This window comes from Acinetobacter sp. YH12219, from assembly GCF_013417875.1.
Classification (GTDB): domain Bacteria; phylum Pseudomonadota; class Gammaproteobacteria; order Pseudomonadales; family Moraxellaceae; genus Acinetobacter; species Acinetobacter amyesii.
This window is the reverse complement of record NZ_VPDC01000005.1, coordinates 55765-81697: the sequence shown is the minus strand read 5'-3', so window position 1 is coordinate 81697 and position 25933 is coordinate 55765. Positions and strand designations below refer to the sequence as shown.

Annotated in this window: 24 protein-coding genes and 1 riboswitch; of the genes, 12 read left to right on the top strand and 12 right to left on the bottom strand. The window is 42.0% G+C overall.

Features of this window, described 5'->3' with window-relative positions:
- Nucleotides 1–215: 215 nt before the first annotated feature.
- The gene (gene recN, locus FTV04_RS04810; protein ID WP_078189423.1) at nucleotides 216–1877 is read left to right on the top strand and encodes a DNA repair protein RecN; all 1662 of its coding nucleotides are present in this window, start codon (nucleotides 216–218) and stop codon (nucleotides 1875–1877) included.
- Nucleotides 1878–1937: 60 nt separating this feature from the next.
- Here recN and FTV04_RS04805 read toward each other — a convergent pair whose 3' ends face one another.
- On the bottom strand, nucleotides 1938–2663 hold the full coding sequence (locus FTV04_RS04805) for a hypothetical protein (protein WP_180088876.1): 726 nt from the start codon (nucleotides 2661–2663) through the stop codon (nucleotides 1938–1940).
- Nucleotides 2664–2971: 308 nt separating this feature from the next.
- Here FTV04_RS04805 and FTV04_RS04800 point away from each other — a divergent pair, with 308 nt between their 5' ends.
- Together FTV04_RS04800 and ruvX are read left to right on the top strand one after the other, a co-directional pair.
- Nucleotides 2972–3526, top strand: coding sequence for a YqgE/AlgH family protein (locus FTV04_RS04800; RefSeq protein ID WP_078189425.1), 555 nt, complete (start codon nucleotides 2972–2974; stop codon nucleotides 3524–3526).
- Nucleotides 3519–3962 carry a Holliday junction resolvase RuvX gene (gene ruvX / locus FTV04_RS04795; RefSeq protein WP_180088874.1) on the top strand — a complete coding sequence of 148 codons (444 nt, stop codon included), beginning with the start codon at nucleotides 3519–3521 and terminating at the stop codon, nucleotides 3960–3962. Before FTV04_RS04800 ends, ruvX begins: the two co-directional genes overlap by 8 nt.
- Nucleotides 3963–4067: 105 nt before the next feature.
- Here the strand turns inward: ruvX and FTV04_RS04790 are convergent, their stop codons facing one another.
- From FTV04_RS04790 to FTV04_RS04780, 3 genes are read right to left on the bottom strand one after another with little or no spacing between them, the layout of a single operon-like run.
- Nucleotides 4068–5072 carry an HlyD family secretion protein gene (locus FTV04_RS04790; RefSeq protein WP_180088872.1) on the bottom strand — a complete coding sequence of 335 codons (1005 nt, stop codon included), beginning with the start codon at nucleotides 5070–5072 and terminating at the stop codon, nucleotides 4068–4070.
- A gap of 34 nt (nucleotides 5073–5106) precedes the next feature.
- On the bottom strand, nucleotides 5107–5313 hold the full coding sequence (locus tag FTV04_RS04785; RefSeq protein ID WP_168378210.1) for a DUF1656 domain-containing protein: 207 nt from the start codon (nucleotides 5311–5313) through the stop codon (nucleotides 5107–5109).
- Complete coding sequence (locus FTV04_RS04780) at nucleotides 5306–7405, bottom strand: FUSC family protein (RefSeq protein ID WP_180088869.1); 2100 nt, start codon at nucleotides 7403–7405, stop codon at nucleotides 5306–5308. The genes FTV04_RS04785 and FTV04_RS04780 overlap by 8 nt, the downstream gene beginning before the upstream one ends.
- 464 nt (nucleotides 7406–7869) lie before the next feature.
- On the opposite strand from FTV04_RS04780, the gene FTV04_RS04775 reads away from it, so the two are divergent.
- Entirely contained in the window at nucleotides 7870–8646 is a 777-nt protein-coding gene (locus FTV04_RS04775; RefSeq protein WP_168378212.1) for an IclR family transcriptional regulator, read from the top strand.
- 230 nt (nucleotides 8647–8876) lie between these two features.
- Here FTV04_RS04775 and FTV04_RS04770 read toward each other — a convergent pair whose 3' ends face one another.
- Complete coding sequence (locus FTV04_RS04770) at nucleotides 8877–9503, bottom strand: alpha-ketoglutarate-dependent dioxygenase AlkB (RefSeq protein WP_180088867.1); 627 nt, start codon at nucleotides 9501–9503, stop codon at nucleotides 8877–8879.
- 172 nt (nucleotides 9504–9675) lie between these two features.
- On the opposite strand from FTV04_RS04770, the gene FTV04_RS04765 reads away from it, so the two are divergent.
- Nucleotides 9676–11472, top strand: coding sequence for an ABC transporter ATP-binding protein (locus tag FTV04_RS04765; protein ID WP_180088865.1), 1797 nt, complete (start codon nucleotides 9676–9678; stop codon nucleotides 11470–11472).
- A 57-nt stretch (nucleotides 11473–11529) separates the two neighbouring features.
- Here FTV04_RS04765 and phoU read toward each other — a convergent pair whose 3' ends face one another.
- Nucleotides 11530–12246, bottom strand: coding sequence for a phosphate signaling complex protein PhoU (gene phoU, locus FTV04_RS04760; RefSeq protein WP_180088863.1), 717 nt, complete (start codon nucleotides 12244–12246; stop codon nucleotides 11530–11532).
- An 83-nt stretch (nucleotides 12247–12329) separates the two neighbouring features.
- The gene (locus tag FTV04_RS04755; RefSeq protein ID WP_180088861.1) at nucleotides 12330–13685 is read right to left on the bottom strand and encodes a TolC family outer membrane protein; all 1356 of its coding nucleotides are present in this window, start codon (nucleotides 13683–13685) and stop codon (nucleotides 12330–12332) included.
- A gap of 314 nt (nucleotides 13686–13999) precedes the next feature.
- On the opposite strand from FTV04_RS04755, the gene FTV04_RS04750 reads away from it, so the two are divergent.
- From FTV04_RS04750 to FTV04_RS04720, 7 genes are all read left to right on the top strand, one after another.
- Nucleotides 14000–14986 carry a hypothetical protein gene (locus tag FTV04_RS04750; protein ID WP_180004716.1) on the top strand — a complete coding sequence of 329 codons (987 nt, stop codon included), beginning with the start codon at nucleotides 14000–14002 and terminating at the stop codon, nucleotides 14984–14986.
- 102 nt (nucleotides 14987–15088) lie between these two features.
- Nucleotides 15089–15215, top strand: a riboswitch (TPP riboswitch).
- Between the two features lie 116 nt (nucleotides 15216–15331).
- The gene (thiC, locus tag FTV04_RS04745) at nucleotides 15332–17227 is read left to right on the top strand and encodes a phosphomethylpyrimidine synthase ThiC (protein ID WP_180088859.1); all 1896 of its coding nucleotides are present in this window, start codon (nucleotides 15332–15334) and stop codon (nucleotides 17225–17227) included.
- A 76-nt stretch (nucleotides 17228–17303) separates the two neighbouring features.
- Nucleotides 17304–17924 carry an NUDIX domain-containing protein gene (locus tag FTV04_RS04740; RefSeq protein WP_180039952.1) on the top strand — a complete coding sequence of 207 codons (621 nt, stop codon included), beginning with the start codon at nucleotides 17304–17306 and terminating at the stop codon, nucleotides 17922–17924.
- 10 nt (nucleotides 17925–17934) lie between these two features.
- Nucleotides 17935–18738 (top strand): 3',5'-cyclic-AMP phosphodiesterase, encoded by an 804-nt coding sequence (gene cpdA, locus FTV04_RS04735; protein WP_078192576.1) that lies wholly within the window; start codon nucleotides 17935–17937, stop codon nucleotides 18736–18738.
- 209 nt (nucleotides 18739–18947) lie between these two features.
- Nucleotides 18948–19475 (top strand): RNA polymerase-binding protein DksA, encoded by a 528-nt coding sequence (gene dksA / locus FTV04_RS04730; RefSeq protein WP_078189438.1) that lies wholly within the window; start codon nucleotides 18948–18950, stop codon nucleotides 19473–19475.
- Nucleotides 19476–19479: 4 nt separating this feature from the next.
- On the top strand, nucleotides 19480–20397 hold the full coding sequence (gene gluQRS, locus FTV04_RS04725) for a tRNA glutamyl-Q(34) synthetase GluQRS (protein ID WP_373684694.1): 918 nt from the start codon (nucleotides 19480–19482) through the stop codon (nucleotides 20395–20397).
- Nucleotides 20398–20482: 85 nt separating this feature from the next.
- Nucleotides 20483–20743 (top strand): zinc-ribbon domain-containing protein, encoded by a 261-nt coding sequence (locus tag FTV04_RS04720; RefSeq protein ID WP_078189439.1) that lies wholly within the window; start codon nucleotides 20483–20485, stop codon nucleotides 20741–20743.
- Here FTV04_RS04720 and ftsW read toward each other — a convergent pair.
- The 5 genes from ftsW to FTV04_RS04695 form a co-directional block, all read right to left on the bottom strand.
- A complete protein-coding gene (ftsW, locus tag FTV04_RS04715) occupies nucleotides 20732–21928 on the bottom strand; it encodes a putative lipid II flippase FtsW (protein WP_180088855.1) in 1197 nt (398 codons plus the stop codon). The two genes, FTV04_RS04720 and ftsW, sit on opposite strands and share 12 nt — an antisense overlap.
- Before the next feature lie 21 nt (nucleotides 21929–21949).
- Nucleotides 21950–23296 carry a UDP-N-acetylmuramoyl-L-alanine--D-glutamate ligase gene (murD, locus tag FTV04_RS04710; protein WP_180039946.1) on the bottom strand — a complete coding sequence of 449 codons (1347 nt, stop codon included), beginning with the start codon at nucleotides 23294–23296 and terminating at the stop codon, nucleotides 21950–21952.
- 159 nt (nucleotides 23297–23455) lie between these two features.
- Nucleotides 23456–23707 (bottom strand): DUF6587 family protein, encoded by a 252-nt coding sequence (locus tag FTV04_RS04705; protein ID WP_180035955.1) that lies wholly within the window; start codon nucleotides 23705–23707, stop codon nucleotides 23456–23458.
- A gap of 36 nt (nucleotides 23708–23743) precedes the next feature.
- Entirely contained in the window at nucleotides 23744–25609 is a 1866-nt protein-coding gene (gene feoB, locus FTV04_RS04700) for a ferrous iron transport protein B (RefSeq protein WP_078192582.1), read from the bottom strand.
- Complete coding sequence (locus FTV04_RS04695; RefSeq protein ID WP_180088853.1) at nucleotides 25606–25869, bottom strand: FeoA family protein; 264 nt, start codon at nucleotides 25867–25869, stop codon at nucleotides 25606–25608. The genes feoB and FTV04_RS04695 overlap by 4 nt, the downstream gene beginning before the upstream one ends.
- Between the last annotated feature and the right edge of the window lie 64 nt (nucleotides 25870–25933).

The window sequence follows — 25933 nt, the reverse complement described above, 5'->3', positions numbered from 1 at the left end:
AATGTTGGATGGTTTAAGCTCACGTTATGCAAGATCATTTACTCTTTGCATCACTACACTGCGTGCTTACGGCAGATACGAAACTAATTTCTTATTAAACTGAAATTTAGGATAGAATTATGAGGTTTTTCGTCATCTTAAAATAAAACTTATCTTGTGACTAAAACAAAACTTAATTATCTTTAACTAGAACTTTTCGCAGCTCGGATGCGTTTATGCTGACACATTTAACTCTGATCAATTTTGCATTAGCCGACCATTTAGCCATCGACATTGAACAAGGCTTTAACGTCCTGACGGGTGAAACAGGTGCAGGTAAATCTTTGCTGCTAGACGCACTATCAGCATGTTTAGGTGAACGAACAGACACCAACTATGTGCGCTATGGATCAGACAAAGCCGATGTGACAGCGACCTTTAGCTACCAAGAGCACAGTCCTGAAGCACTGTGGCTCAAAGAACACGAATTGGATGATGAGTCTGGCGAAATCCATTTACGTCGCGTAATTTTTGCAACAGGTCGTAGTAAGGCATGGATAAATGGACGTCCGAGCAGCTTGTCCGAGTTAAAAGAAATTGGCCGCTTATTGGTACAACTCTATAGCCAACACAGCCAACAACAACTCTTAGAACCGCCCTACCCAAAACATTGGCTAGATCGCTATTACAATTTTTATCAGCCTGCTCAAGCCGTGCGTGATGCCTATAGCAAATGGCAAAAGGACATTCGTCAGCACCAAGCAGCACTCGACGCCCAAGCCACACGTAAGCAACGGATAGAAACGCTTGAACTTCAATTGGAAGAACTTGAAGACGTTGTGCAAACGGACTACAAAGAAATCGAGCAAGAATTTGACCGTCTCAGTCATCATGAACATATCATGCAAGATTGTAGCTATGGTCTAAATGCCCTCGATGACGCCGAGCAAAATATCAATCAAGAAATGGGCGCGATCATTCGTCGGATTGAATCGCATGCAGGACGTAGTGAACAACTTTCTGAAATTTATACGTCGCTACTGAACGCTCAAAGTGAAATTGAAGATGCCACCGCAAATTTACGTCAGTTTATTGATCGTCAAAGTTTCGATCCTGAACGTATGGACGAATTAAACACTAAACTCGAAGTTTTTCATCGCTTAGCGCGTAAATATCGTACTCAGCCTGAAGATTTAAAAAATGATTATGATGCGTGGCAACTTGAGCTAGAACAATTACATCAACTTGAAGATCCTGAAACCCTAGCTGAACAAGTGGAAGTGTCTCATCAAGACTTTTTAGCCAAAGCACAGCATTTGGATGATATTCGTCGTGAAGCATCTACCCCATTGGCGAAGCAATTGACTGAACAAGTGAAGCAGCTCGCGCTCCCAGAGGCTCATTTTGAATTTAAATTTGAGCCTCTAGAACAAGCTTCAAGTGAAGGTTTGAGCTTTATTCAACTGCTGTTCACCGCAAACAAAGGGATTCCTGCTCAGCCTTTAGCACGCGTGGCATCGGGGGGTGAATTGTCACGTATTGCCTTAGTCATGCAAGTGATGAATGCTGAAAAAACTGAATCAGAAGTGTTAGTCTTTGATGAAATTGATGTCGGGATCAGTGGCGGAACAGCAGAAATTGTCGGACGTTTGTTGGCTGATTTGGCGCAGCATGTTCAAATTTTATGTATTACTCACCAAGCCCAAGTCGCTGCTCAATCTGACCAACATCTTTTGGTGAAAAAACGTCAAACGGATCCTGCAAGCAGTACCATTATCGAATTAGAAGAAGATGATCGGATTCAAGAGCTGGCTCGAATGACCGGTGGTGTGGAGATTAGTCAAACGACCTTACAACACGCAAAACAATTACGACAATTAAAATTTCAACATAGTTAATTTTAATTTTTTCAAAAAAGCCTGTGGATTAAAACTACACAGGCTTTTTTCTTAAACACACTATTTGACAATTCCCTGATACACAAAGGCTTTCGAGCCTAAGGTATAGCGTAAATATTTATACTGCGGCTGATGTTGTTGATTGAGTAACATAACATCCACGTGTTTCGGACTGATTTTGAGATATTCATTACCGCTACGACGATCGGTTTCATAATGGCAGTCATAATCTACCGAGATTTGATCTAGTTTCTTTTGCTTAGTTTGAAATACATAAGATTTAAGTAACTGTTTTAGTCCAACTTCAACAGCTCTTAGATGATGTAGTCCACTGCAATTATCACCTTTATAATAACTCCTCACCAAATAGACGGTTTTATTTTGGATGTTGACCGGCAAAATTTGATTGATATAGCCTGAGTCAAATTGATCTAAATGTTGCGTTTTTCCCGTTGCATATTGCACATAGCTGCTCCACTCCCCCATGGTGCCTCCGCCAGACACATCAAAACTATAAAATTTAAGTTTTTTATCTGGTGAATATTGCACATGAACAAAACCTTGCTTTTCCAGTTGCGTAAATCCGTAGTGAAAACTGCTCGGATCTGCCGCAATGACATCCACAATTTCACGTTCTATCGCTTCATTGACCTCATAAAAATTTAAGTTTTTATATTTTTTAATCACCTGAGATTCATGTTTTTGTAAGTCAGCGCTTCCTGCAAAGCCTGAAATAGGTAGGCTTGCACAGAGTGCCATCCCTATTATTTTTGAAAAATGTGTCATTGTTGCACCCTCAGTTTATCCTGCTATTTTAAGCAATCTCAGTCATCCATCACGTATAACTTCTCCTCGCTTTTGTACTGCTGTTGTTCAAATCACCAATCATTTCTTCACAATTCACCACATTGCAGACCTGCCTGCACGATGACGATTTTGATCATGCCCCTCACCGGTCGAGCATGACAAATATTGAATTTGCAGAAAAACTCATTGTTGAAAACTTGTGAGTCTAGTATGTTGATAAATACAACGTTATTCGAATGCAATTCACCCCAAAAATTAAACTTACCCCAATAAGGAGAAGCCATTAGGTGACTAAACAATACCTCACACACCGCTGCCTGATTGCTCCACCCGAAATGAACGATGAATTCTTTGCCAATACGGTGATTTATTTGGCTCGACATGATGAAGATGGCGCTCAAGGCATCATCATTAATCGTCCATCAGGTTTACAGATCAAAGAACTCTTGAATGATTTGGAAATTGAGGCAGATAATGTGCATCCTCATGAAGTGTTGCAAGGTGGACCTTTGCGCCCAGAGGCAGGTTTTGTTCTTCATACCGGTCAACCGACATGGCATTCGTCTATTGCTGTAGGTGAAAATGTTTGTATTACCACCTCTAAAGATATTTTAGATGCGATTGCACACAATGAAGGTGTGGGTCGCTATCAGGTGGCCCTAGGCTATGCCAGTTGGGGTAAAAGCCAATTAGAAGAAGAAATTGCTCGGGGTGATTGGCTCATTTGTGACTCAGACATGGATTTAATATTTAACTTACCTTATGACGACCGCTGGGACGCTGCCTATAAAAAAATGGGGGTAGACCGCATGTGGTTATCATCTGAGATTGGACATGCCTGATTTACCACAATATCAAATGATTATGGCCTTTGACTTTGGCACACAAAAAACAGGAATGGCTGTGGGACAAGCCCTGATTGAAAGTGCAAATCCTCTACCACTCTTTCCCATGAAAGATGGCATTCCCAATTGGGATAATCTACTCAAGATTGTGAAACAGTATCAGCCGGATTTGTTTATCGTGGGTCTACCGCTCAATATGGATGATAGCGAATCTGAACTCTCCACACGTGCGCGTAAATTTGCACGACGCCTTCGCCACCAAACCAATATTGAAACCTTGATGGTCGATGAACGCTTAACGACACGTGAAGCGCGTGATGAATTAGATCATTATCAAGCCCAAGGCCGTGCGAAGAATCTTTCTGCCGACAGCCTTGCTGCAGCATTATTTATTGAAAGTTGGTATCGAAATCCAGTGGGACTGAACCCTTAAGCGCTTTCAACAAACAGGCAAATAAAAAAGCATCCGAAAAAGGATGCTTTTTTATGCGCAAGATTGATCACTCAATGCTGCGCAAATGAAATGATTGGGGATAACTTAGTTTTTATCCACAATATGAATCGTGGTGGTTCGACCCGCGACAAAAGCCAGCTGATCATGCGGCACTTCATCCAGTACAATTTTCACTGGTACACGCTGTGCCAAACGGACCCAACTAAAGGTTGGATTGACATTAGCCAGTAAACCATCAGTCGATGTACGTTCACGGTCTTCAATCCCTGTTGCAACGCCTTGTACATGCCCCTTATAAACTTCAGAACTTCCCATCAGTTGGATTGTTGCAGGTGCGCCAACATAGATTTTATCTAGTTTGGTTTCTTCAAAATATCCCACAACATACAATTGTTGACGGTCAATTAAGGCCGCTACGGCTTGGCCAACTTTGACGTAATTCCCTGCTTTGAGTTCAAAGTTAGACAATGTTCCATCAGTCGGTGCAACCACTTCCGAACGTTTTAAATTCAACTCAGCCAAATGCAAACTGCTATTCGCTGCTTCAATTAGGGCTTTTTGCTGCACCACACTGGCTTTGGCTTGTTCAATCGCTGCCTGAGTTTGCTCATGCTCTGCATGTGATTGATCACGCACTGCAAACATTTGATCTTGTTCTTGTTTTGAAATCGCACCGTCCATCAAACTTGCATAACGATTTGCATTTTTATCTGCAAGATTGATATTGGCTTGTGACTTCACTAGATTGGCTTTGGCTTCAGCAAGCTGTGCTTCAGCCCCTGCCAGTCCTGCTTTGGCTTTCGCCAGGTCAGATTTCGCTTGCTCAACATCCAACGCTTGACGTGCCACATCTATACGAAATAACACTTGGCCTTTTTTCACTTGTTGGTTGTCTTGAACCAAGACGTCTGTGACCAAACCTGAAACATCCGATGACACTTGAATTACATCACCACGTACCCGTCCATCACGCGTCCATGGTTCCGAATTGTAATATTCCCAAATATGTTTCAGCGCAAGTAATGCGCCACATAGCACAATTATTAGCAATATAGGCCGAATATATTTTCGGACATTCAAATTGGTCATACGATTACCTCAATCATTTCATTTTTTTAGGGGCTTAGAACTGGCAGAAAATAAAGATTTCATGCACCAGCCAAAGCAACATCACAAATACACCCAAATAAAAAATATTGGGCATCGGCACCCAATCTTGCGCCATCCATCGGTCAAGCAAACGCATGATGACCCGCAATAACAGATAGGCCAATACCGCTTGAATCAATAGAATGGGCACATAGACGCCATATACATTTAGCTCACCCATGTTGTGCCTCGACCTGTAAATGATTTGGAGTCTGCTGTGTTAGAACATGACAAAAACTGCTTTGAATATTGTTCAGTGAATACTGAATTCGATGCATAACATCGTCGTTTTCAATACCCTGAACGGCCTGATTCAATCGTTGAATTCGCTCTACAATTTGCTGTTTCAAGCTCATATACACATTCTTTTGCCCTTGTTCCATGGCACGGAAATAGTCATCTAAATCTTGTTGTAACTCTTCAAGTTCACTGACCAGTGCATCATTCGGATCGAGTTTATTCATGAGTTCTTGCAAGCGGGTCAAATCAATCACGGCACTGGCTTCCACCAAAGCCCACTCGATCTGTTGTTTCAAATTCCCTGATTGCACCATTTTGCTGTTTAGGATGCCAATTCGGTCCAACATACTGCGTAAATGCACCCGAAACGGTAAGCCGTACGGCAGATATAAAGCCTGACGCAGTGCTTTGTAGTGCTGTGAAAGTATGCGTTGGGCCGTCATATCTGGTGACATTGCACGTACTAAATGAATAATAAATACCGAGATAATGGGTCCCAAAACCGTCCCAATCGATGCATCAAAGAAAAACACCTGATCGAGGCTAAAGCGGTTTTGAAAATTCAGTCCCATGATGGTGCCCATCAAAAGCGGCAAGCTGATCCCAATCAAAGGCGGATGTAAAAACAGCATCAGACAGAACATCACAAACGGTGCTAACACCACGATCAACTGCCAAAAAGCGGTCACATGCGGGAAAATGCCATAGGCGTAGATAAACACCATGAAAGCCGCATACATATTGGCGCGAATAAACATTTTCAATGCAGGAACAGGGTTATCCATTGCAGTTAAAATACAGGCACTGATCGCAGCCATTTCGGCCATCATAAATCCAGCTTTCCAACCACTAACGATCCAAAAACCCGTAGAAATTAAAATAATCAAACATGCAGACACCCCGCCACGAATGGCAACCCCCGCATCTCGGTGCAAAGTCGGATAATGACTATTGCCCAAGGCGGTCAGTGTAGCTGGTAAAGTGGAGTCGCCTTGCTGTACCCGCTGCCAAAGCAAGCGAATCGCACGAATATTCTGAATAAAATGGCGAATATCCATTTTTAGACTGCCCAAAATCACCTGTTGTGATGGCAATGCCTGTGCATGAATGTGTTGAAAATCTTGCTCAAACTGTTCAGGCAATTGATTAAGTTCACTTTCCTCAATCTGATGTTGATCTAATAAAAACGCGGCAATATGTTCATGGGCTTGCTTGAGTGCCGTCCGATAATGTGTGTCCAGACCATCTAATTGTTTCATCCGTTCAGACATGGCCACCAAGTTACTGACCAACAAACTCAACTGATGCAAGATTTCCTGCAATGGACGTGTCATGCCTTTTAAGATGGATTTTTCATAAGACAAATGCACCGCCATGACATGTATATCCGCGATATCTCGTGCAATATTGCCAAGATTTTTAGAATAATTTTCTAGCTCAGCAGGCTCTAATAAAATCTGATCAAAAATTTCTTTGGTATCGGCAAAGGTTTTGCTCACGCGTGTTTCGACTGCAGGGCCAATATGCATTGGAAATAATGTCGTGGTCACGATGGCACTACAGACCACACCCACCGTAATTTCGAGAAAACGCCCCAAAGCCATATCGAAAATCGAAGCGGTATCAATAAAATGCACCACGTTAAAACAGATAATGACCGTGGTATAACCCGCCAACATGGAAACATAACTACGAGGCGTACGGTCTAGCAGTGACAAATACAGGCAAAACCCAACCCAAACCGCCAAAAACACTGTAAACAGTACAGGCATGTGAATGAGATGTGGCAGTGCCACCACCGACACGGCCGCCCCTAAGAACGTCCCTAATACTCGATACAAACTTTTTGAAGACGTCATCCCTGAATATGGATTCGCGATCACGAAAACGGTGCCAATTGCCCAAATCGGATAAGCCAAATTCAGTACAAAGGCTACATACAATGCCAACATGCCCGCGATGAACGTTTTGGTCGCAAAAATCCAGTCCATTTTATTGGGCCGAAAAGCGAGTATTTGTTTCGTCAGCAGCATGATGGATCTCGGTGGTTTGCTTCTTTTTAGTGAAAACGACCTCGTATCGAATGCTTAAACATTCGACAGCACAACCTGTATCACGGCACAGGAATGACTAGAAATTTCAATAAGTAAAGAAGCGATTCAAATCGTATTTCAAACCATTTGAATACAAAAAGTAATGTGCAACATTGCCTGCGCATCGAACAGATGGGCAATATTTATTCAATATAGGATATTTTCATAGTAATTTTGCTAAAAAAACAAACCGAAGTCAATAAAAATATCTTATTTTGATAATTCAACTATATTTTAAATGAGTATTTCAGGTTTTTACTATGCTTTTATCAGGATGACCCAAGAAACCCTGTGATATTTCAGATTTGTTTCATTTCCAGTGTAGAAAATCGCAACATCAGGCCGAGCAATTTGTTATAAAGTAACTTAACGATTCATTTTTTATTGTGACCAAGCAGGTTCTTATGGCGCTTTCCAGTTTTGGTAAAATTCTCACCGTACTCGACTTATTTTCAGTTGCTCGTCCCATCATCAATGTCGACATTATTAGTGAAGAATTAGGCTTATCTAAACCAACGAGCTATCGCTATTTAAAAGAACTGGTTTCTGCTGAATTATTGCAGCGCCTCAGTGGGACTTCTGGCGATTACACACTGGGTTCAAAAATTGCTGTGCTTGATTTTATTTCTCGCACCACCGATCCATTGGTGCAAATTAGCATTCCCTTCATGAAAGAAATTGTGGAACGCACAGAGTCTTGTTGCTTATTGACGCATCTGAATATCGACTCTTGTATTGATGTGCATCATGAACTTTACAAAGACTATACTGCCTTGGCTTATGGTCGAGGTAGCCCGCGTCCGATGTATAAAGGCTCATCATCTAAAGTGATTTTGTCCCAGTTACCCAAGCAACGGATTTTAGATTATTACCACCGTTTTGCAGATGAATTATCTCAAGTTGGTTTTGCGCATAATGAAGAAGAATTTATGCTGCAAATGAAAAAGATTAAAAAGCAGGGTTATTATTTTTCCAATGGTGAAGTTGACCCGAATATGTCGAGCCTATCGATTCCGATTAAATTCTCCAGTAAAGAACCCCCACTTGCTTTGACCCTATTGGCGTCTAAAAATCGTTTTGATTTTATGAATTTTCAGAAAGTTGTAGAAATGCTGCAAGACTGTACAGCGCGTATTGAGAAAAAATACAGCAGTATGATGGAAGAATCGGACGCCATTTAAGCCTGATCTGTTTGCGCATAACTGATGCAATATTGTAAAGATGCTATTTAATTAATCTGATAAATCCATGTTGTTAATTGAATTTATTAATTATAAATTCCAGATATATTATCATAATATGATTATTGTTCTTTAGCAGTCATCTCAATCATGTGTTCCATGATTTCAGTTGATTGTCGCTATACTCTTCCTCAGAGAAAGAAAAAAGCTCATCTAGATATGGGCTTTTTTTATGGCTGTTGATCATAGAAATAACGAAAGGTTAAATTCACCCTCGGCTCGGTCACGTTCATCGACTTCATTAGGGCATGTTTCCAATACCGTTGGGTTTGCCCACGCATCACGATCAACTGTCCACTTTGCAGTAAAAGCTGTACTTTCTCTTGGGTGCTTTTATGTTTAAAGCAAAACTTTCGGCTTGCGCCAAAACTTAAAGATGCGATCACCACCTGCTGTGTGGGTGAAAGTAAAGACGGCTCATCATCACTATGCCACCCTACCGCTTGCGTACCATTTTCGTATAAATTGGCCAAACAGGAATTAAACGCCTGACCCACCCGTTGCTCAATATGTTGCTTTAAGCGTAGTAAAGCTGGATTCCAGATCAATGCCTGCTTTTGCATGCCTGAATAGTGATACTCATAATGAGCATCTCCATACCAAACCACTTTTCGCTCCGTTTGATAATACTGTCCATGCAAAATGACTTCATCATGCTGCCAAGCCAACTGCGTGAGGAAATAGTGTAAATATTTTTCACTGTCTTCAGCATTGAAGATCAATCCATAATCTTCAACTTCACCATCATAGGGCAACAGATTTGCATGCGGTTCAGGCGTAAATAATTCAAAATTCATCGGTTCAACTCAACACTGTTTGGCACAGCAGCGTGATGCTGATGTCGTGAGCACATTTAAAAAATATCTTAGCCGAAAAACGCTCATCACAAATCAAAACATTGTCATTACTTGTCGCATAGAATTTTCAGTCTTAGACTAAAGCTCATATTCACAATAAAAATAATTGCTTATGAATCTGTGGCAACTTTTCCAAAAATTACGCCCATTCGTACAGCCATACCGCTGGCTGGTGGTCGTGACGCTGATCTTGACTTTAATTGGCTCACTTACGGCACAGGTGAATGCCCTAACACTCAAATATGCCGTAGACAGCATCAATCAGCTTTTGCAACAAGGTCTCGGTCTAGCCAATGGTTGGCATATATTAATCACCATCAGCGTGGTCTTACTGGGAAAAGAAGTCATCAATGCCATCGTGCAATTTGGACAAAAATCGTTTGGTGAAAAATTACGTATTTTAATTTCTCAGGATTTGTCCCAAGGCATTATTGAAAAATTTATCACCTATCGATTGGCATTCTTCGATCAACAAGACAACCAAGCAGGTAAGCTCCAAACTCGAATTGATCGGGGGGTCAGCTCGCTCACACGATTGGTTCAAATCTTTTTTATTGATATTTTACCGCTTTTTACCAGTGCGATTATTGCACTGGGCTTAATGTATTATGCCAATGTTTGGGTAGGTGTGGTGGCCACAATTATTGTGCCGATTTATTTTTGGCTGACCTTTAAACAATCACAAAAACTGGCAGGCAAACGCCGTGCCCTACGCGATAATTTTGAAAAGAAAAATCAGGGTACTCTGAGTATTATCAATTCGATAACGGTCATTAAATCTTTTAACAAAGAAGCCGTCGAATCGAAAAAGCAATTAAATCTGCAAAAGTCACTGACTGAAAACCAGATGCAGACACGGCAAACCAGTTATATCTTTGACGGACTCAAAACCTTTATTGAACAGGTCGGTGTAGTGCTGATCATCATTCTGACGGCCTATTTTGTTTTGGATGGGCAAATGAGTATCGGGATGATTATGTATCACGTGTTGTTATTTAATAATGTCTCTGCCCCGATTCGCTCGCTGCATCGTATCTATGATGAAATTAACTCTGCGATGATTTATTCAGAAAGCTTCTTTAACATCTTAGAAGCGGATCATGAAATTGAAACCAGTGGTACTGCCCAACCTCCGATTCAAGGTCAATTTGAATTGAGCAATGTCGACTTTAGTTATCCCAATGGTTTTCAGGCATTACACCGTATCAATATGACCATCCAACCAAATAAAATTACCGCCTTGGTTGGTTTATCTGGCGCTGGTAAATCGACATTAATTAGCTTACTGGATAAGTTTTATCATCCTCAAGCGGGCAATATCAAACTCGATGGCATCGATTTAGAACAGATTGATACGCAGTATTTACGTGAAAATATTGGTTTGGTTTTACAAAAAAATCATATTTTCCCAGGTTCAATTTTTGAAAATATTCGCTATGGCAAAAGTACAGCTACAGAGCAAGAAGTCTTTGATGCCGCACGGAAAGCCTCGATCCATGATCAGATCTTAAAACTGCCACATGCCTATGAAGCCGATGCTTTACTGCTCTCAGGTGGACAGCAACAGCGCATTGCCTTGGCACGTATGTTCCTAAAAAATCCGCCGATTATTTTCTTGGATGAACCGACTGCTAGTTTAGATGCGATCGCGGCTGAACAAATTAAAAATAGTCTGGATCAAATTAAGCAAGGGCGTACCGTTATCATGATTTCGCATAGTTTGTCGCAAATTATCGATGCTGATTACACCTATGTGATGAAAGACGGACAAATCGTAGAACACGGGGAGCATCATGATTTGTACCATCAAGAAGGTGCCTATAAGCAAATCTTCGATGCGATGGCGAAAAGTTTAAATATTGACAAAATTGCCCGAACTTTTGAGGAAGACGAAGAAACACATAGTTAATTTAGACCGTAAAAAGCCCATCGTTTGATGGGCTTCGTTCATCTTGATGCTAATCCATTAACGCTGAACTTTTTGCTCAATTTCTTCAACACTGGTGTGACGGACATCTAGACCTTTCACCATATAAATCACTTGTTCAGAGATATTTCGAGCATGGTCACCAATACGTTCAAGTGAACGCAGCACCCAAAGTACATTCATGACCCGAGTAATGTGGCGTGGATCTTCTATCATATACGTCATGAGGGTACGGGTTGCCGATTGGTACTCGCGGTCAATATCAGCATCGGCCAAAAGGACACGTAAAGCCTGATCTACATCCAAACGTGCAAAGGCATCAAGCGCATCATGAATCATCACGCGGACTTGGTTGCCAATATGCCGTGTTTCCATATAACCCCGCGGTGAACCACCCTCTTCACACAAGCTTTGTGCAATACGGGCAATTTTTGCCGCTTCATCACCAATCCGTTCTAAATCGGTGTTGGCTTTCGACATCGCAATCACCATGCGTAGATCAATCGCAGCAGGATGACGACGTGCCAAAATTAGGGTAAGCGCTTCATCAATTTCAGTTTCCATACGGTTCACCGTATTGTCTTGAAATTGAACATCGATCGCTATCGTTGCATCCGTATCCAATAAGGCATGAATGGCATTTGCAACCTGTTGCTCCACCAAACCACCCATGGTCATAAATTTGGTATGCACATCCTGCAATTCTTCATTGAATTGCGAAGAAATGTGATGGTTTAAAACAGGATTATTAGGCAAAGCGAGTCTCCACTACAACTTGAATCGGCAGATTTTAGTGCCATATTAAAGCATATTGATTGTGAAACTTTTATGACCATGGATTATTTCTTTAGTAGGATCGATGGCTGATTTTTCTGATCGACCAACCACGCATTCATTTCCACTAAATCAGCTTCCGTTAATTTCCCAACGGAGGCTTTGAGTTGCAGTACATGTATTAAATAATCGTACTTGGAATTTAAATAATCTTGACGGGCTGAAAAAGCATTACGCTGTGCCAGTAGCACATCAACCATAGTTTTCAGACCTTCTTGGTACTGGGCTTGTGACGCCAAAGACACTTGCGCGGAAGAATCCATCGCAGCTTTACGTGCCTGTAATTTACTTTGATCCGTTTCGACTTGCATATAAGATTTTTTTACATCGGTTTGTGCTTTTCGAATCGCTGCATCCACCTGTGCTTGGCTTTTTTCAACATTGATCGCCGCTTGCTTAATGGATTTCTGTATCCGTCCACCATTAAACACATTCCAGTTCATTTCAATCCCCACCTGATCAAATTGACCATCTTGCGACATGATGGATTGTGGACTTTGCTTGTTATACCCATAGGTACCTACCGCTTCAATCTGAGGATATAAGGCGGCTTTTTCGACACGTTTACCATCTTCCGCATATCGTTGTTGCATACGCGCTTGTAAAATACCTAGATTCTGCCCCTGAGCCAGTTCTTCCCACGCTTGTACATTGTTTGGAATCGGTTTTTCAAACTGAAAATCTTCACGTAACACCGCCAAATTTTCTCGATATGGCCCAATCAATTGCTGTAATTGTTCCTGCGCCAAAACCAATTGAACATTGGTTGCCATGCGGTTTGCCCGTGCATTTTGATATTGTGCATTGGCTTCGCTGACATCACTTTTTGCCACCAAGCCTTCTTTTAATTTGCCATTCATCATGCGCAGCTGTTCAGAAAGCGCCTGTTCTTCTTGTAGGTTGGCAACCGTTAATGCCTGTTGGCGTAGGACATTAAAATAAGCTTCAGAAACATTTAAAATATGATCTTGTTTTTGAATCCGCAGATTAATTTCACTTAAATTAATCGAGGTCTTGACTTGCTTCAGCCCTTCCCATGCATCCCAACGAAAAATGGGCTGACGGGCAGTGAGCGCAATTTGTCTTGTTGTGGTGCTGTCTGGCATGATCAGCCCTGCTTGAGCGCCACTTTGGTTGGAATTTTGATTTTTTCGGGTCACATTTCCGGAGATTGTTACCGTTGGAAGTAAGTTCCCATTGGCAATCCCCAAATTCAATTTATCCGCTTCATATTGTAGTTTATTGGCTTGCCAATTGGGGTCTTCTTGTTTTGCACGTTCATAAGCTTGCACAAGGTCTAGCGCACACGCCCATTTACTCGTGAAAAGCAAACAAAGACCCACCACAACTTTTTTGTTCATTTTTTTTGTAAATTCCTAATATTCAAATACCCGAGATTGAATATTCAAGCCTAAAACTAAGCAAATACTAATCATATCCTTGCAAATTTCCGTATGATTTTTATTAATTTTTTATATCAAATGCGACAAAACCGGATAATTTCAGTCGTTTTCGGACACTACTCACAACGCTATAACAAAGAACTGTACAATAGTACACATATTGCACGTGTTTCATCTATAAAATAGTCGACATTCCATCGGACAATACCACTTCTATAGCGCATCGAGTTCCTGTGTCAAAATTTTTTCAGCTGCCTGCAAAGTTTAGTGCAATGTTTTTATGTTTCAGTATGTTGAATGGATGCCAACAACAGCCTGAACCTCAACCTGCACCAGAGTTTCCCAACAATAAGACTGTTCAAAAAGAAGCAGTCGATTTGTCTTTGCTGTGCAAAAAACTTGAAAAAAACATGCTGGAAATAGACGATCAACGAACAACTTTCGCTTTAGAACAAATCAACCAAGATCTCAAAGTCTGCTTACCGCTATTAAAAGCGGACGAACAAAAAAAATTACTGCGTTTGTCCAATCAAATGTATCGCAACTTTTTACATGTTGAACGTACAGCTCAACAGCAAATGGCGTTCGAACAATTTGCCTTTGATATGGCTCAGCATCCCACCATTCAACAAAATCATTATGAGCAGCTCACTGCCCGAGATCAGTATTTACTGAAACATAAAGGCCAAGCTTATGTGGAGTTGTTCGATGCAGGTGAAGGACAATTACGCTATCGCCGCAGTCCTGAATATTTAGCCAAAATTTTTGCGCCTTATATGGAAGAATCTGAGCAAGTCTTTATTGAAAAACTGGCTGAACAAAATGCACAACCTGCCTTGCTGCAACAAAGTTTAGCCATTGAGCCACAAGAGATTGCGACACGTGCAATTTTTTGGGAAGACTATCTCAAACAATATCCAGATAGCCCCTACAAAAAAGATGCACAACAATTACTATATCAATATAGCCAGTTGTTATTTATTGGTTCGGCACATAGTCCAGTTTCCAATGATTTTTCAGACCGCCTCAGTATTCAAGCCAGTTCTTTAGAAGAAATTGAACGCTTGGCTCAATTAAAAAACTCCAAATTGGCAGATCAGGCGCGTTTATTTTTAAAATTATTAGATCAAAATACTGCTGCATCTAATCAGCGATCAGAAGCGCAGCTGTTGAATTTAATTGGTGTCCGCAATCCTGATCCGCATTATAAGAAAGACTGTTTTAGTGACGCCATCTGTGTAAATCAGTCCTCTACTTAGCCAATGCAAGTTCAATTGCACATGTGCCTAGCCAAAATTCTGCACTGCAAAATCGATGAAAAATAACACTGTTTTAAAACAGCCTTCATGCTAATATCCGCACAAAGCTTGACGGAGCGCAGGTAATTTCCTGCTGAGATCATCTAAATTTAGTTCGCTAAATTTAAGGATGAGTACCGTTGAACCTGATCAGGTTAATACCTGCGTAGGAATCAAGCCATCTAAAAACTTAAGCCCTTCTTATCTCTTGGTTTTACGCCTTTATTTTCAGGTGAATCCATCAGATAAACCGCCACGTTTTTGGTCGTGCTTGATTCGTTGATGTCATTCATAAGGATCATTGCAATGAACCAATTAACGAATCTCACCGCTTCAGATCGCGCTGCTCAACATGAACAAGATGCTAAAGATCTCACTCGTATTCTCCCTGCATCAAAGAAAGTCTATATCCAAGGCTCACGTCCAGATATTCGCGTACCAATGCGTGAGATCAGTCTTACAGATACGCCTACAGGTCTGGGTGGAGAAAAAAATCTGCCGATCATGGTTTATGACACCTCTGGTGCTTATACAGACCCCAATATTCAAATTGACCTGAATCAAGGTCTACCTAATGTCCGTGAATCTTGGATCGAGTCTCGAAATGATACGGAAATACTCGATACCTTAACTTCAAAATTTGGACAAGAGCGTCTTCGAGATATTCGTACTGCAGAGATTCGTTTTGCGCATATTTCAAAACCCCGTCGCGCTCGTCGTGGACACAATGTCTCTCAAATGCACTATGCCAAACAAGGCATCATCACTCCTGAAATGGAATACATTGCGATTCGTGAAAATCAACGTCAGCGTGAAGGTGTTGATATGCGCCAACATGCCGGTCAAAATTTTGGCGCCCGTAATTTAACTGAAATCACGCCTGAATTTGTACGTCAAGAAGTGGCTGAAGGTCGTGCCATTATCCCTGCCAACATTAACCATCCTGAATGTGAACCGATGATTATTGGTCGTAACTTCTTGGTGAAAATCAATGCCAACATTGGTAACTCAGCGCTCGGCTCAAGCATTGATGAAGAAGTGGCAAAAATGACGTGGGCAACTCGTTGGGGCGCTGACACCATTATGGATTTATCGACAGGTAAAAATATCCATGAAACCCGAGAATGGATTATTCGCAACTCACCTGTACCCATTGGCACCGTACCGATTTACCAAGCTTTAGAAAAAGTTGACGGTGTCGCAGAAGACTTAACCTGGGAAATTTTCAAAGACACACTGATTGAACAAGCAGAGCAAGGTGTCGATTACTTTACGATTCACGCAGGCGTGCTGCTTCGTTATGTTCCACTCACCGCCAACCGTTTAACAGGGATTGTGTCACGTGGCGGATCCATCATGGCGCAGTGGTGCTTAGCGCATCATGAAGAAAACTTCCTGTATACGCATTTTGATGAAATCTGCGAAATCATGAAAGCCTATGATGTGTCATTCAGTTTAGGTGATGGTTTACGTCCGGGCTGTATTCAAGATGCCAACGATGAAGCCCAATTTAGTGAATTACGCACCTTAGGTGAATTGACTCACCGTGCATGGGAGCATGATGTGCAAGTCATGATTGAAGGTCCAGGCCACGTCCCAATGCACATGATCAAAGAAAATATGGATCTACAGCTAGAGGTTTGCAAAGAAGCACCTTTCTATACCCTTGGACCACTCACCACTGATATTGCGCCGGGCTATGACCACATTACCTCTGCGATTGGTGCAGCAATGATTGGTTGGTATGGCACCGCGATGCTGTGTTATGTGACCCCGAAAGAGCACCTTGGTTTACCAGATAAAAAAGACGTCAAAGACGGCATTATCACCTACAAAATTGCAGCCCATGCCGCAGACCTTGCCAAAGGTCATCCCGGTGCGCAGGCCCGTGATAATGCATTGTCGAAAGCACGCTTTGAATTCCGCTGGGAAGACCAATTTAATCTGAGCTTAGACCCTGATACAGCGCGCAGCATGCATGATGAAACCATGCCGAAAGAAGCACATAAATCGGCCCATTTTTGTTCCATGTGTGGACCTAAATTTTGCTCAATGAAAATCACACAAAATGTGAGAGATTATGCAAAAAATCAGCAAGATATGCAGCCTTCTTCAGAATCTAATCCTGAAATTGAAACAGGTTTACAGAGCATGAAAGCGGCCTATCATGAACATGGTCAAAAGTTGTACCATAAAGTGTAAAGCTTAAAAAAAATCTTTTGTATTCAACAAAATCTCGGTTAGGATGAAATGGAAGATTTCATCCTAATTAGCGCTTATGAATATTATTAAACAGGCCACATATAACAAAAAAGATTACAGCATTGAAGGGCGTGAACATCTTTATAAAGGCTTTATTCAAGTTGAAAAAGTTCTGCTTCGACACCGCTTATTCCATCAAGACAGCATGATTCCAACCATTCAGCGTGAATTGATTCATCGTCCTGAAGCAGCAGGTGTACTGATTTATAGCCATCAACAACAAAAATTTGCCTTAATTGAACAATTCCGCATTGGGGCGATTGATGATGAAACTTCACCTTGGCAACTAGAGATCATTGCCGGCGTGCTCGATGGTGATGAATCTGCTGAAAGCTGTATCCGTCGTGAAAGTTTGGAAGAATCAGGCTGTGAATTAGATGCACTACAGCATTTATTTAGTTTTTATCCCTCTGCGGGTGCCTGTGCTGAATTATTCCACCTTTATAGTGCTGAAGCTGAACTGCCCGAACATGGAGGAGTCTTTGGCATGCCTGATGAGGGAGAAAATATTCAATTGCATATCTTAAACTATGCTGATATTCCTGAATTATTAACCAATGGTCGGCTAAAAAATGCACCTGTCATTATGGCCTTGCAATGGTTACAACAACAAATACATACTACAAGGAATGTCTAAGGGGAAGGACATGACTTTAAGGGATACACCACAATACGACTGGACACTGATCCAGATCTCGGACACACATTTAATGGATCAGGAAGATCTTGAATTTGTCCGCATGAATCCAGAGCAGAGTTTTCACGATGTGATTCAACAAATTCAGTTGAACCATCATCACATCGATACGCTTGTCCATACTGGCGATCTTGCACAAGTGCCGGTAGAGCGTACCTATGCGCGTTATCTCGAATATATGCAACAGCAGCCGTTTCCGTTTTATCAGATTCCGGGGAACCATGACGAAGCGTCTTGCTTCCCATTTCATCAACAGGAAGATCGTGCTCACTGCATCGCATTAGGCAATTGGTGTCTGATTTTACTGAACAGTGCGGTTAAAGGAAAAGTGGATGGTTGGGTATCACAACAGCAGTTGGAACAATTAGATCAGTTACTCACAGCACACCCACAGCAACATATCATTGTGGCATGCCACCACCACCCTTTTGCCATGCAATCGCATTGGATAGATCAGCATAAACTAAAGAACGCTGAACATCTCATAGATGTGCTTTCACGCCATGACAATGTCAAAATTGTACTATGCGGACACGTACATCAAGACTCGTCTAATCAATGGCGTAATATTCAGTTTTTATCGACGCCTTCGACCAGTGTTCAGTTCAAACCGCATAGTGAAAATTTTGCCTTAGATGAGGCTTTACCAGGGTATCGTGCACTCTATCTGAATGATAATGGTGAATTTAAAACTGAAGTTGTTCGGGTCAAATTAAAGCAACCTCAAATTAATGTTGAAATTTCAGGTTATTAACTTTTCAATTTGATTTTTTTGCTTTACTTTATGGCTTCTAAAGGAAAAGTGATAGTTAGAATCCAAACATCAAAGACTATCAATAAGCAGAAAAAGTCTATATGATGACGACCCCCACAGAAGGAAACTCTGTGTTGGGTGGATAAAAAACTTGCATATCACCATATTTTTTGCGTATAGATATATGCATATGATGAGGAATGCCCTACATGGCGAATGACAACCAAAATCAAGTCTTAGACGAACAAACTGATGTAGTAGACGAAAAGTCTACCAAACGCGTGCGCAAATCAAAGCCAAAGGCGACTGAAGGTGGTTCTACTGCAAGCTTATTTGGTATTGAACCTTATCAGCCTAAAAAGAATGAAGAATACATGTCTGAAGGGCAACTTGAGCATTTCCGTCACATCTTATTGGCGTGGAAAGCTGAGTTAATGTCTGAAGTAGACCGTACTTTGAATACCATGCAAGACGAAAATACTGCGCTTCCAGATGTGAACGACCGTGCAACGCAAGAAGAAGAATTTGCGATTGAACTTCGTACACGTGACCGTGAACGTAAACTGATCCGTAAAATTGAACAGTCAATTGAAGCGATCAAAAATGATGACTACGGCTTCTGTGAAACGTGTGGTATCGAAATTGGTTTACGTCGCTTAGAAGCGCGTCCAACAGCGACTTTATGTATCGACTGCAAAACACTTGCAGAGATCAAAGAGAAGCAAAATAACGGTTAATTCTGTGTTGAGTAATTCCTCTCTAGCCCTCCCTTTAGATAAGGGAGGGAAAGCTGCAGAGCATTACGTGGGTCGGTTTGCGCCATCGCCAACCGGCCCTTTGCATTTTGGCTCTTTAATTACAGCAGTCGCAAGCTACTGCGATGCCCGTGCCCATCAGGGGCAATGGGTGGTTCGTATCGAAGATACCGACATTCCACGTATATTTCCCGGCAGCGAAGAACATATCTTACGTTGTATTGATGCATTTCAATTCGAACCAGATGCCGAGATCATTTTCCAAAAAGACCGCTTAGAAATCTATGAGGAAGTCATTGCACATTTGTATTCCCAAGACTTGATCTATGCTTGTCAATGCACCCGAAAAATGCTTGGTTCGAATCATATCTATCAAGGCACATGTCGCAATCTCGGCCTTCCCCTTCAGGATCAGGCCATTCGAATCAAAGTCGATGCACAGAACATTTGTTTTACCGACCGCTTACAAGGGACGCATTGCTCCAATCTGCAACAGGATTTGGGTGACTTTGTCTTAAAACGCCGTGATGGCATTATCAATTATCAACTTGCTGTCGTGGTGGATGACTACCTACAAGGGATGACCCATGTCGTACGTGGAGCTGATCTTTTGGACAATACCGAACGTCAAATTTGGCTCGGACAGGTTTTGGGTTATCCACGCCTTGAATACATGCACTTGCCATTGGCAATGAATAATCAGGGACAAAAACTGTCAAAACAGAATATGGCTCAAGCTCTTGATTTAAAAAAAGCAGCATCTTTATTGCAACAAGCATTGCAGGCCCTACACCAACCGCCAGTCGACTTAGACACGCCGCGTATTATGCTGCAACAGGCGATTGCGCAGTGGGATATTCAACATATTCCCCATGGCACAGCATTGCCTCAAATCTATCAATAAACCCAAATATTGATCTAAGCCAATCACTCGATTTTCAATTGAATTATGCTTTAATAAAGTGATCAATCGACCATTGGAGAGCCTAATGTTTTTTATTTTTGGAGTTGGTCCGAAAACCAAAGTCATTGAAAAGAGCCAATTTACTTGCCCTGTCTGCCGAAGCAGAACTCAGTATGAGTTAAAACAGCAACGTAATTATTTTTCTTTATTTTTTATTCCATTGATTCCCCTTTCTAAAGCCAAGGCGAGCTTGGTCAAATGTCTCCATTGTGGAACGGAGATGCCAGCCAGTGTCCTCCACCATGCATCTCCCGATCCGCAACGAGATACCAATTTAGAAGCTTGATTCTTCTTTACTTGGGTTTACTTCTTTGGTCGTCGCATCGATCTTTAAGATCAGACTCACCATAACCGCACAGATAATCAAAGAAGACCCCCCATAACTAATAAACGGTAAGGTCAAACCTTTGGTAGGAAGCATGCCCATGTTCATGCCGGCATTCACCAAAATTTGCAGCAAGAAGATAATACTAATGCCATAAGCCAAGTAGCCTGCACGTAAGTATTGATGACGTAAAGCACGATGACCAATGCGAATACAGCAGACCAACATCACAAATGACAGCGTCAATACGGTCAAAATCCCAAAGAAGCCAAATTCTTCGCCCAAAACCGCCAACATGAAGTCGGTATGTGCCTCAGGTAAATACGACATTTTTTGAATACTATGACCCAAGCCGACACCAAACCATTCACCGCGACCAAAAGCCATTAATGCATTGGACAACTGATAGCCTGCGCCTAATGGATCATTCCATGGATTTGAGAAGGACATCAAACGTTCTAAACGATAAGGTTCAAATAAAATCAAGAACACAAAGGCCATGATGATCGCACCAAAGGCAATTGCGAACTGAATCAACGGTGCACCTGCGAGGAAGAATACCCCTAGCATAGTTAAGGCAATCACCACCGTCGCCCCTAAATCAGGCTCTGCCATGACTAAACCGACAGTTGCAGCCATAATCACTGCCAATCGTACCAAGCCCTTGATGTTATTGCGAACTTCTTCAGCACGTCGTACCACATAGTCCGCGGTAAATATCGCCATCATGACTTTGGCGACTTCCGAAGCCTGTAAGGTGAAACCAGCAATACGAATCCAACGTTTAGAACCATTGACCTCTGTCCCGACAGCCAATACAGCAGCCAGTAAGATAATCGTGATAATCCATAAAAAGAAGGTGTTGTTAAACCAAACATTCAACGGCACTTTATAGGCGATATAGGCGGCGGCGGCGGCAGCGGCAATCGAAATACCGTGTCGTGAAATGTAATGAAAGGCATTTTCATGCATGCGTTCTGCATAAGGCATCGATGCAGATGCCACCATGATCGAACCAATACACAACAATGCCAAAACACAGAACACCAGAACATTGCGCACGTTGACCTCGGCAGGTAACCGAGGAATCCAACGCTCTACAACTTCATTTATTCTATTTATGGTCGCCTGAGCTAACCCAGCCATACAACTTTCCTTATCATTCTTTTAAACGAGTGCATTCACACAATCAACAAATTGGTGTCCACGCTCACTGTAGCCTTTAAACATATCAAAACTTGCGCACGCTGGAGACAATAACACCACATCATTGGCTACCGCATTTTGTTGGCACAGCTCAACCGCTTGTTTCAAACTTTCAGCATGAATCAGCGTGGTTGTCCCTTCAACCGCTTTTTCAATAATTGGACGATCTTCACCAATCAATACCGCAACTTTGGCATATTTTGAAAGTGAATCACGCAGCGCAGTAAAGTCCTGCCCTTTGCCTTGACCACCTAAAATAATCGCAACTTTACCGCCTTTGGCTTCAATCGCAGCACCTAGACCATCAATCGCAGCTAAAGTCGCACCAATATTGGTGCCTTTAGAGTCATTATAATAACGAACACCATGCACTTCTTTGACAAATTCACAGCGGTGCTCTAAACCTTTAAATGTTTTCAAAGTTTCCAACATGCCTTCTAGGGGCAAACCAATCGCTTCACCCAAAGCTAAACATGCCAAGGCGTTTGCCACATTATGTGTCCCTTGGATATACATGTCTGCACTTTTCAGTAACCGCTCACGACCACGTGCCAACCAAATTGTGCCATCAGTATCACGTAAAATACCGAACTGATTCATATCTGGTGCATTTAGGCCAAAGCTTTGCATTGGAGTAATATCTGGAACCAATGGACGTGTTAATGAGTCATCACGGTTATACACCACTTTTTTCACCGCTTGGAAAATACGATGCTTCGCAGTGTGATAGCCCATCATATCGCCATGACGGTCCAAATGGTCTTCACTCATGTTCAACACAACAGCCACTTCTGCTGCCAAGTTCGACGTGGTTTCTAATTGAAAACTTGAAAGCTCTAAAACATAAAGCTCAGGATCATCTTTGGTGAGATCCAAAGCTGGACGGCCCAAGTTTCCACCCACTGCCACTTTTTTGCCTGCATCTGCTGCCATAAGACCAAATAAAGTCGTTACGGTACTTTTCGCATTCGAACCTGTAATTGCAACAATTGGCTTATCTGTCGCACGACGTAAAATTTGAATTTCTGAAACCACAGGAATGTTGGCTGCAATGGCCGCCTGAATTTGCGGTAATTTTGGATCTAGCCCCGGGCTGATAATAATTTCTTCTGCTTGGAGTAATAAATCTTGATCCAACTGACCGAAACTAGTTTGTACATCACTTGGAATTTGATCATGACCCGGTGGGACTGCTCGTGAATCGGTGACTGCAACGCGGTAGCCATGGCTATGTAAGAAATTCACTGCGGAAACACCAGAAATCCCTAATCCGGCAACAACCTTCAATCCACCACGCTGTATTAACATTTTCGCCCCATTTTTTGGTCGGTTTTTAAATCTGACAAAATGTTAGCACTTTGCTGTTTTGAATGCTTTTTATGTTTTCACTTTCTCGCAGTTTTTTTGTGTCCGCTCGTAAAAAAACCGCCCATCTTGGGCGGTTTCTTCAAGCAATTGACGGTGAGCTTATTTCCATTTCACCGCTTGTACTTCAGCTTTTTTTGCAGATGGATTATCCGAAGCTGAACATCCACAACCGCCTGCACAGCCTGCGGCCATTTTGGGCTTTAACCATTTGGCTAAACTGTTCCAACCACGGTTTGCACAGTGCTCAGAAAAAGTTGTGAAGACTGAGTTCGATGTTTTTGGAAATACCTTCTTAAACACCACGACAGCACTCCAAATCACCAATACCGCAATAATTATTGATTCAAGCATGTCTCTCTCCTTTGTTCAGCTTTTGCCATTCACAATTCACGATCCAAAATAGCGTGTTGCAATTTGATACGTGATGAATGCCATTAGATAAGCCAAACCAAATAAATAGATAGTCATGAAACTCACCGTTTTCAAGGAGCCAGTTTCACGTTTAACTGTCGCCAGTGTCGCCAAGCAATGTGGCGCATAAATAAACCATACCAATAATGATAGACCGGTTGCCAATGACCAACCCAATGACCCATCGCTACTAATTAAATTTGCCAGACCTTGAGACATGGCATCTTCATCTGTTGCAGACAAGGCATACACCGTACCCAATGCCGCCACAACGACTTCACGTGCCGCCATCGCTGGAATTAAGGCAATACAGATCTGCCAATTAAAACCTAATGGTGCAAAGATCGGTTGTAATACATGCCCAAGCATACCTGCCAATGAATAATCAATATCCGGCAAAGTTGCGCCTTCTGGCGGTTGCGGGAAAGTACACAAGAACCATAATAAAATTGATAAAGCGAAGATGATGCCACCAACACGCTTCAAGAAGATCTTGGCACGGTCCAGTAAACCAATCCAAACACTCTTAATATCTGGGAAACGGTAGCTTGGAAGTTCCATCAATAAGGCATGCTGTGATTTATCTTTTTGGAAGAATTTCAGCACTGTTGCCACAATTAAGGCACTCACAATCCCTGCTGCATATAATGCAAATAACACCAAGCCTTGTAAGTTAAAGACGCCCCAGACCATTTGCTGTGGAATAAATGCTGAGATCAGCAAGGCATAAACCGGTAAACGTGCCGAACACGTCATCAACGGCGCAACTAAAATCGTGACCAGACGATCTCGGGGGTCTTGAATACTCCGGGTTGCCATAATGCCCGGTACAGCACAGGCAAAGCTCGACAGCAAAGGAATAAAAGCACGTCCACTCAAACCCGCTTTAAACATCAGCTTATCTAGCAAGAATGCTGCACGTGGTAAATAACCTGATTCTTCTAAAACCAAAATAAAGAAGAATAAAATTAAAATCTGCGGCAAGAACACCACTACACCGCCTGCACCAGCAATGATCCCATCAACGACCAAGCTGTTCAGTAGTGGATGTGAAATGTGTTCACCGACTAATTCACCGAACCAACCGAAGAAGGTTTCAATACCGTCCATAAACGGCGCAGCCCATGCAAACACCGCTTGGAAGATAATAAACATCATCACCGCTAAGGTAATTAAACCAAAGACTGGATGTAGAAAAATTTTATCAAGGAAGTCTGAGCGTTTATCTTCATGATCAACAAACATCACCACGTCTTTTAAAATTTGTTCAATTTTTTCGTGGTTAGTCCCAGAAAGATTGGTATCACTTAATGACGCATCTGGTTTTCTGAAACCTTCAGCATCCAAAGCACCCATTAAGTTTTCAATACCCGCATTACGTACAGCAACGGTTTCTACGACAGGCACACCCAAACGCTGAGACAGCTTTTGGGTATTGATTTGCATGCCACGACGACGTGCTTCATCCATCATGTTGAGGACAAGTAAAATTGGACGACCCAAATCGATCATTTCCATGACCAAACCGAGGTGCAATTTTAAGTTTGTCGCATCAACTACACATAAAAAGACATCTTGATGCCCTTCTTCTGCAATTTTACCTTGCACGACATCACGCGTAATGGCTTCATCAGGACTCGTCGCTTCTAAGCTATATGTCCCCGGCAAATCCAAAACTCGAACAGATTTACCCGATGGCAACGTAAATTGACCAACTTTACGCTCAACCGTTACCCCAGCATAGTTTGCAACTTTCTGACGTGTGCCCGTTAAATGATTGAATAATGAAGTTTTACCACAGTTTGGATTACCAACGAGGGCAATACGTAACGCATCACTCATGCTGATGCCCCTTCCATTGCTATTTCCACTTTTTCAGCTTCTACTTTTCGCAGTGCGAAACGAGTAAACCCAATTTGAATTAAAATCGGGTCACCACCAAAAATACCTTTGGTAATCACCTGTACTTTTGTTCCGGGAACAAAACCCAAAGTCTCTAAACGGCTAGCGACTAAATCAGCCGGAGCATTGTTGCCATTCTGGTTACGATGTACCTTATGAATGACTGCGCTTTGTTTCACTTTCAAATCAGATAATCGCACGCAACTAACCCTAAAAAATTTTGAACATTATACAAACAAATGAGAATAATTAACAAATCGGATT

Coding starts and splice junctions, on each gene's coding strand:
- recN (WP_078189423.1), top strand. CDS start 216: ATGCTGACACATTTAACTCTGATCAATTTTGCATTAGCCGACCATTTA.
- FTV04_RS04805 (WP_180088876.1), bottom strand. CDS start 2,663: ATGACACATTTTTCAAAAATAATAGGGATGGCACTCTGTGCAAGCCTA.
- ruvX (WP_180088874.1), top strand. CDS start 3,519: ATGCCTGATTTACCACAATATCAAATGATTATGGCCTTTGACTTTGGC.
- FTV04_RS04790 (WP_180088872.1), bottom strand. CDS start 5,072: ATGACCAATTTGAATGTCCGAAAATATATTCGGCCTATATTGCTAATA.
- FTV04_RS04785 (WP_168378210.1), bottom strand. CDS start 5,313: ATGGGTGAGCTAAATGTATATGGCGTCTATGTGCCCATTCTATTGATT.
- FTV04_RS04780 (WP_180088869.1), bottom strand. CDS start 7,405: ATGCTGCTGACGAAACAAATACTCGCTTTTCGGCCCAATAAAATGGAC.
- FTV04_RS04775 (WP_168378212.1), top strand. CDS start 7,870: ATGGCGCTTTCCAGTTTTGGTAAAATTCTCACCGTACTCGACTTATTT.
- FTV04_RS04770 (WP_180088867.1), bottom strand. CDS start 9,503: ATGAATTTTGAATTATTTACGCCTGAACCGCATGCAAATCTGTTGCCC.
- FTV04_RS04765 (WP_180088865.1), top strand. CDS start 9,676: ATGAATCTGTGGCAACTTTTCCAAAAATTACGCCCATTCGTACAGCCA.
- FTV04_RS04755 (WP_180088861.1), bottom strand. CDS start 13,685: ATGAACAAAAAAGTTGTGGTGGGTCTTTGTTTGCTTTTCACGAGTAAA.
- FTV04_RS04750 (WP_180004716.1), top strand. CDS start 14,000: ATGTTTTTATGTTTCAGTATGTTGAATGGATGCCAACAACAGCCTGAA.
- thiC (WP_180088859.1), top strand. CDS start 15,332: ATGAACCAATTAACGAATCTCACCGCTTCAGATCGCGCTGCTCAACAT.
- FTV04_RS04740 (WP_180039952.1), top strand. CDS start 17,304: ATGAATATTATTAAACAGGCCACATATAACAAAAAAGATTACAGCATT.
- cpdA (WP_078192576.1), top strand. CDS start 17,935: ATGACTTTAAGGGATACACCACAATACGACTGGACACTGATCCAGATC.
- dksA (WP_078189438.1), top strand. CDS start 18,948: ATGGCGAATGACAACCAAAATCAAGTCTTAGACGAACAAACTGATGTA.
- FTV04_RS04720 (WP_078189439.1), top strand. CDS start 20,483: ATGTTTTTTATTTTTGGAGTTGGTCCGAAAACCAAAGTCATTGAAAAG.
- ftsW (WP_180088855.1), bottom strand. CDS start 21,928: ATGGCTGGGTTAGCTCAGGCGACCATAAATAGAATAAATGAAGTTGTA.
- murD (WP_180039946.1), bottom strand. CDS start 23,296: ATGTTAATACAGCGTGGTGGATTGAAGGTTGTTGCCGGATTAGGGATT.
- FTV04_RS04705 (WP_180035955.1), bottom strand. CDS start 23,707: ATGCTTGAATCAATAATTATTGCGGTATTGGTGATTTGGAGTGCTGTC.
- feoB (WP_078192582.1), bottom strand. CDS start 25,609: ATGAGTGATGCGTTACGTATTGCCCTCGTTGGTAATCCAAACTGTGGT.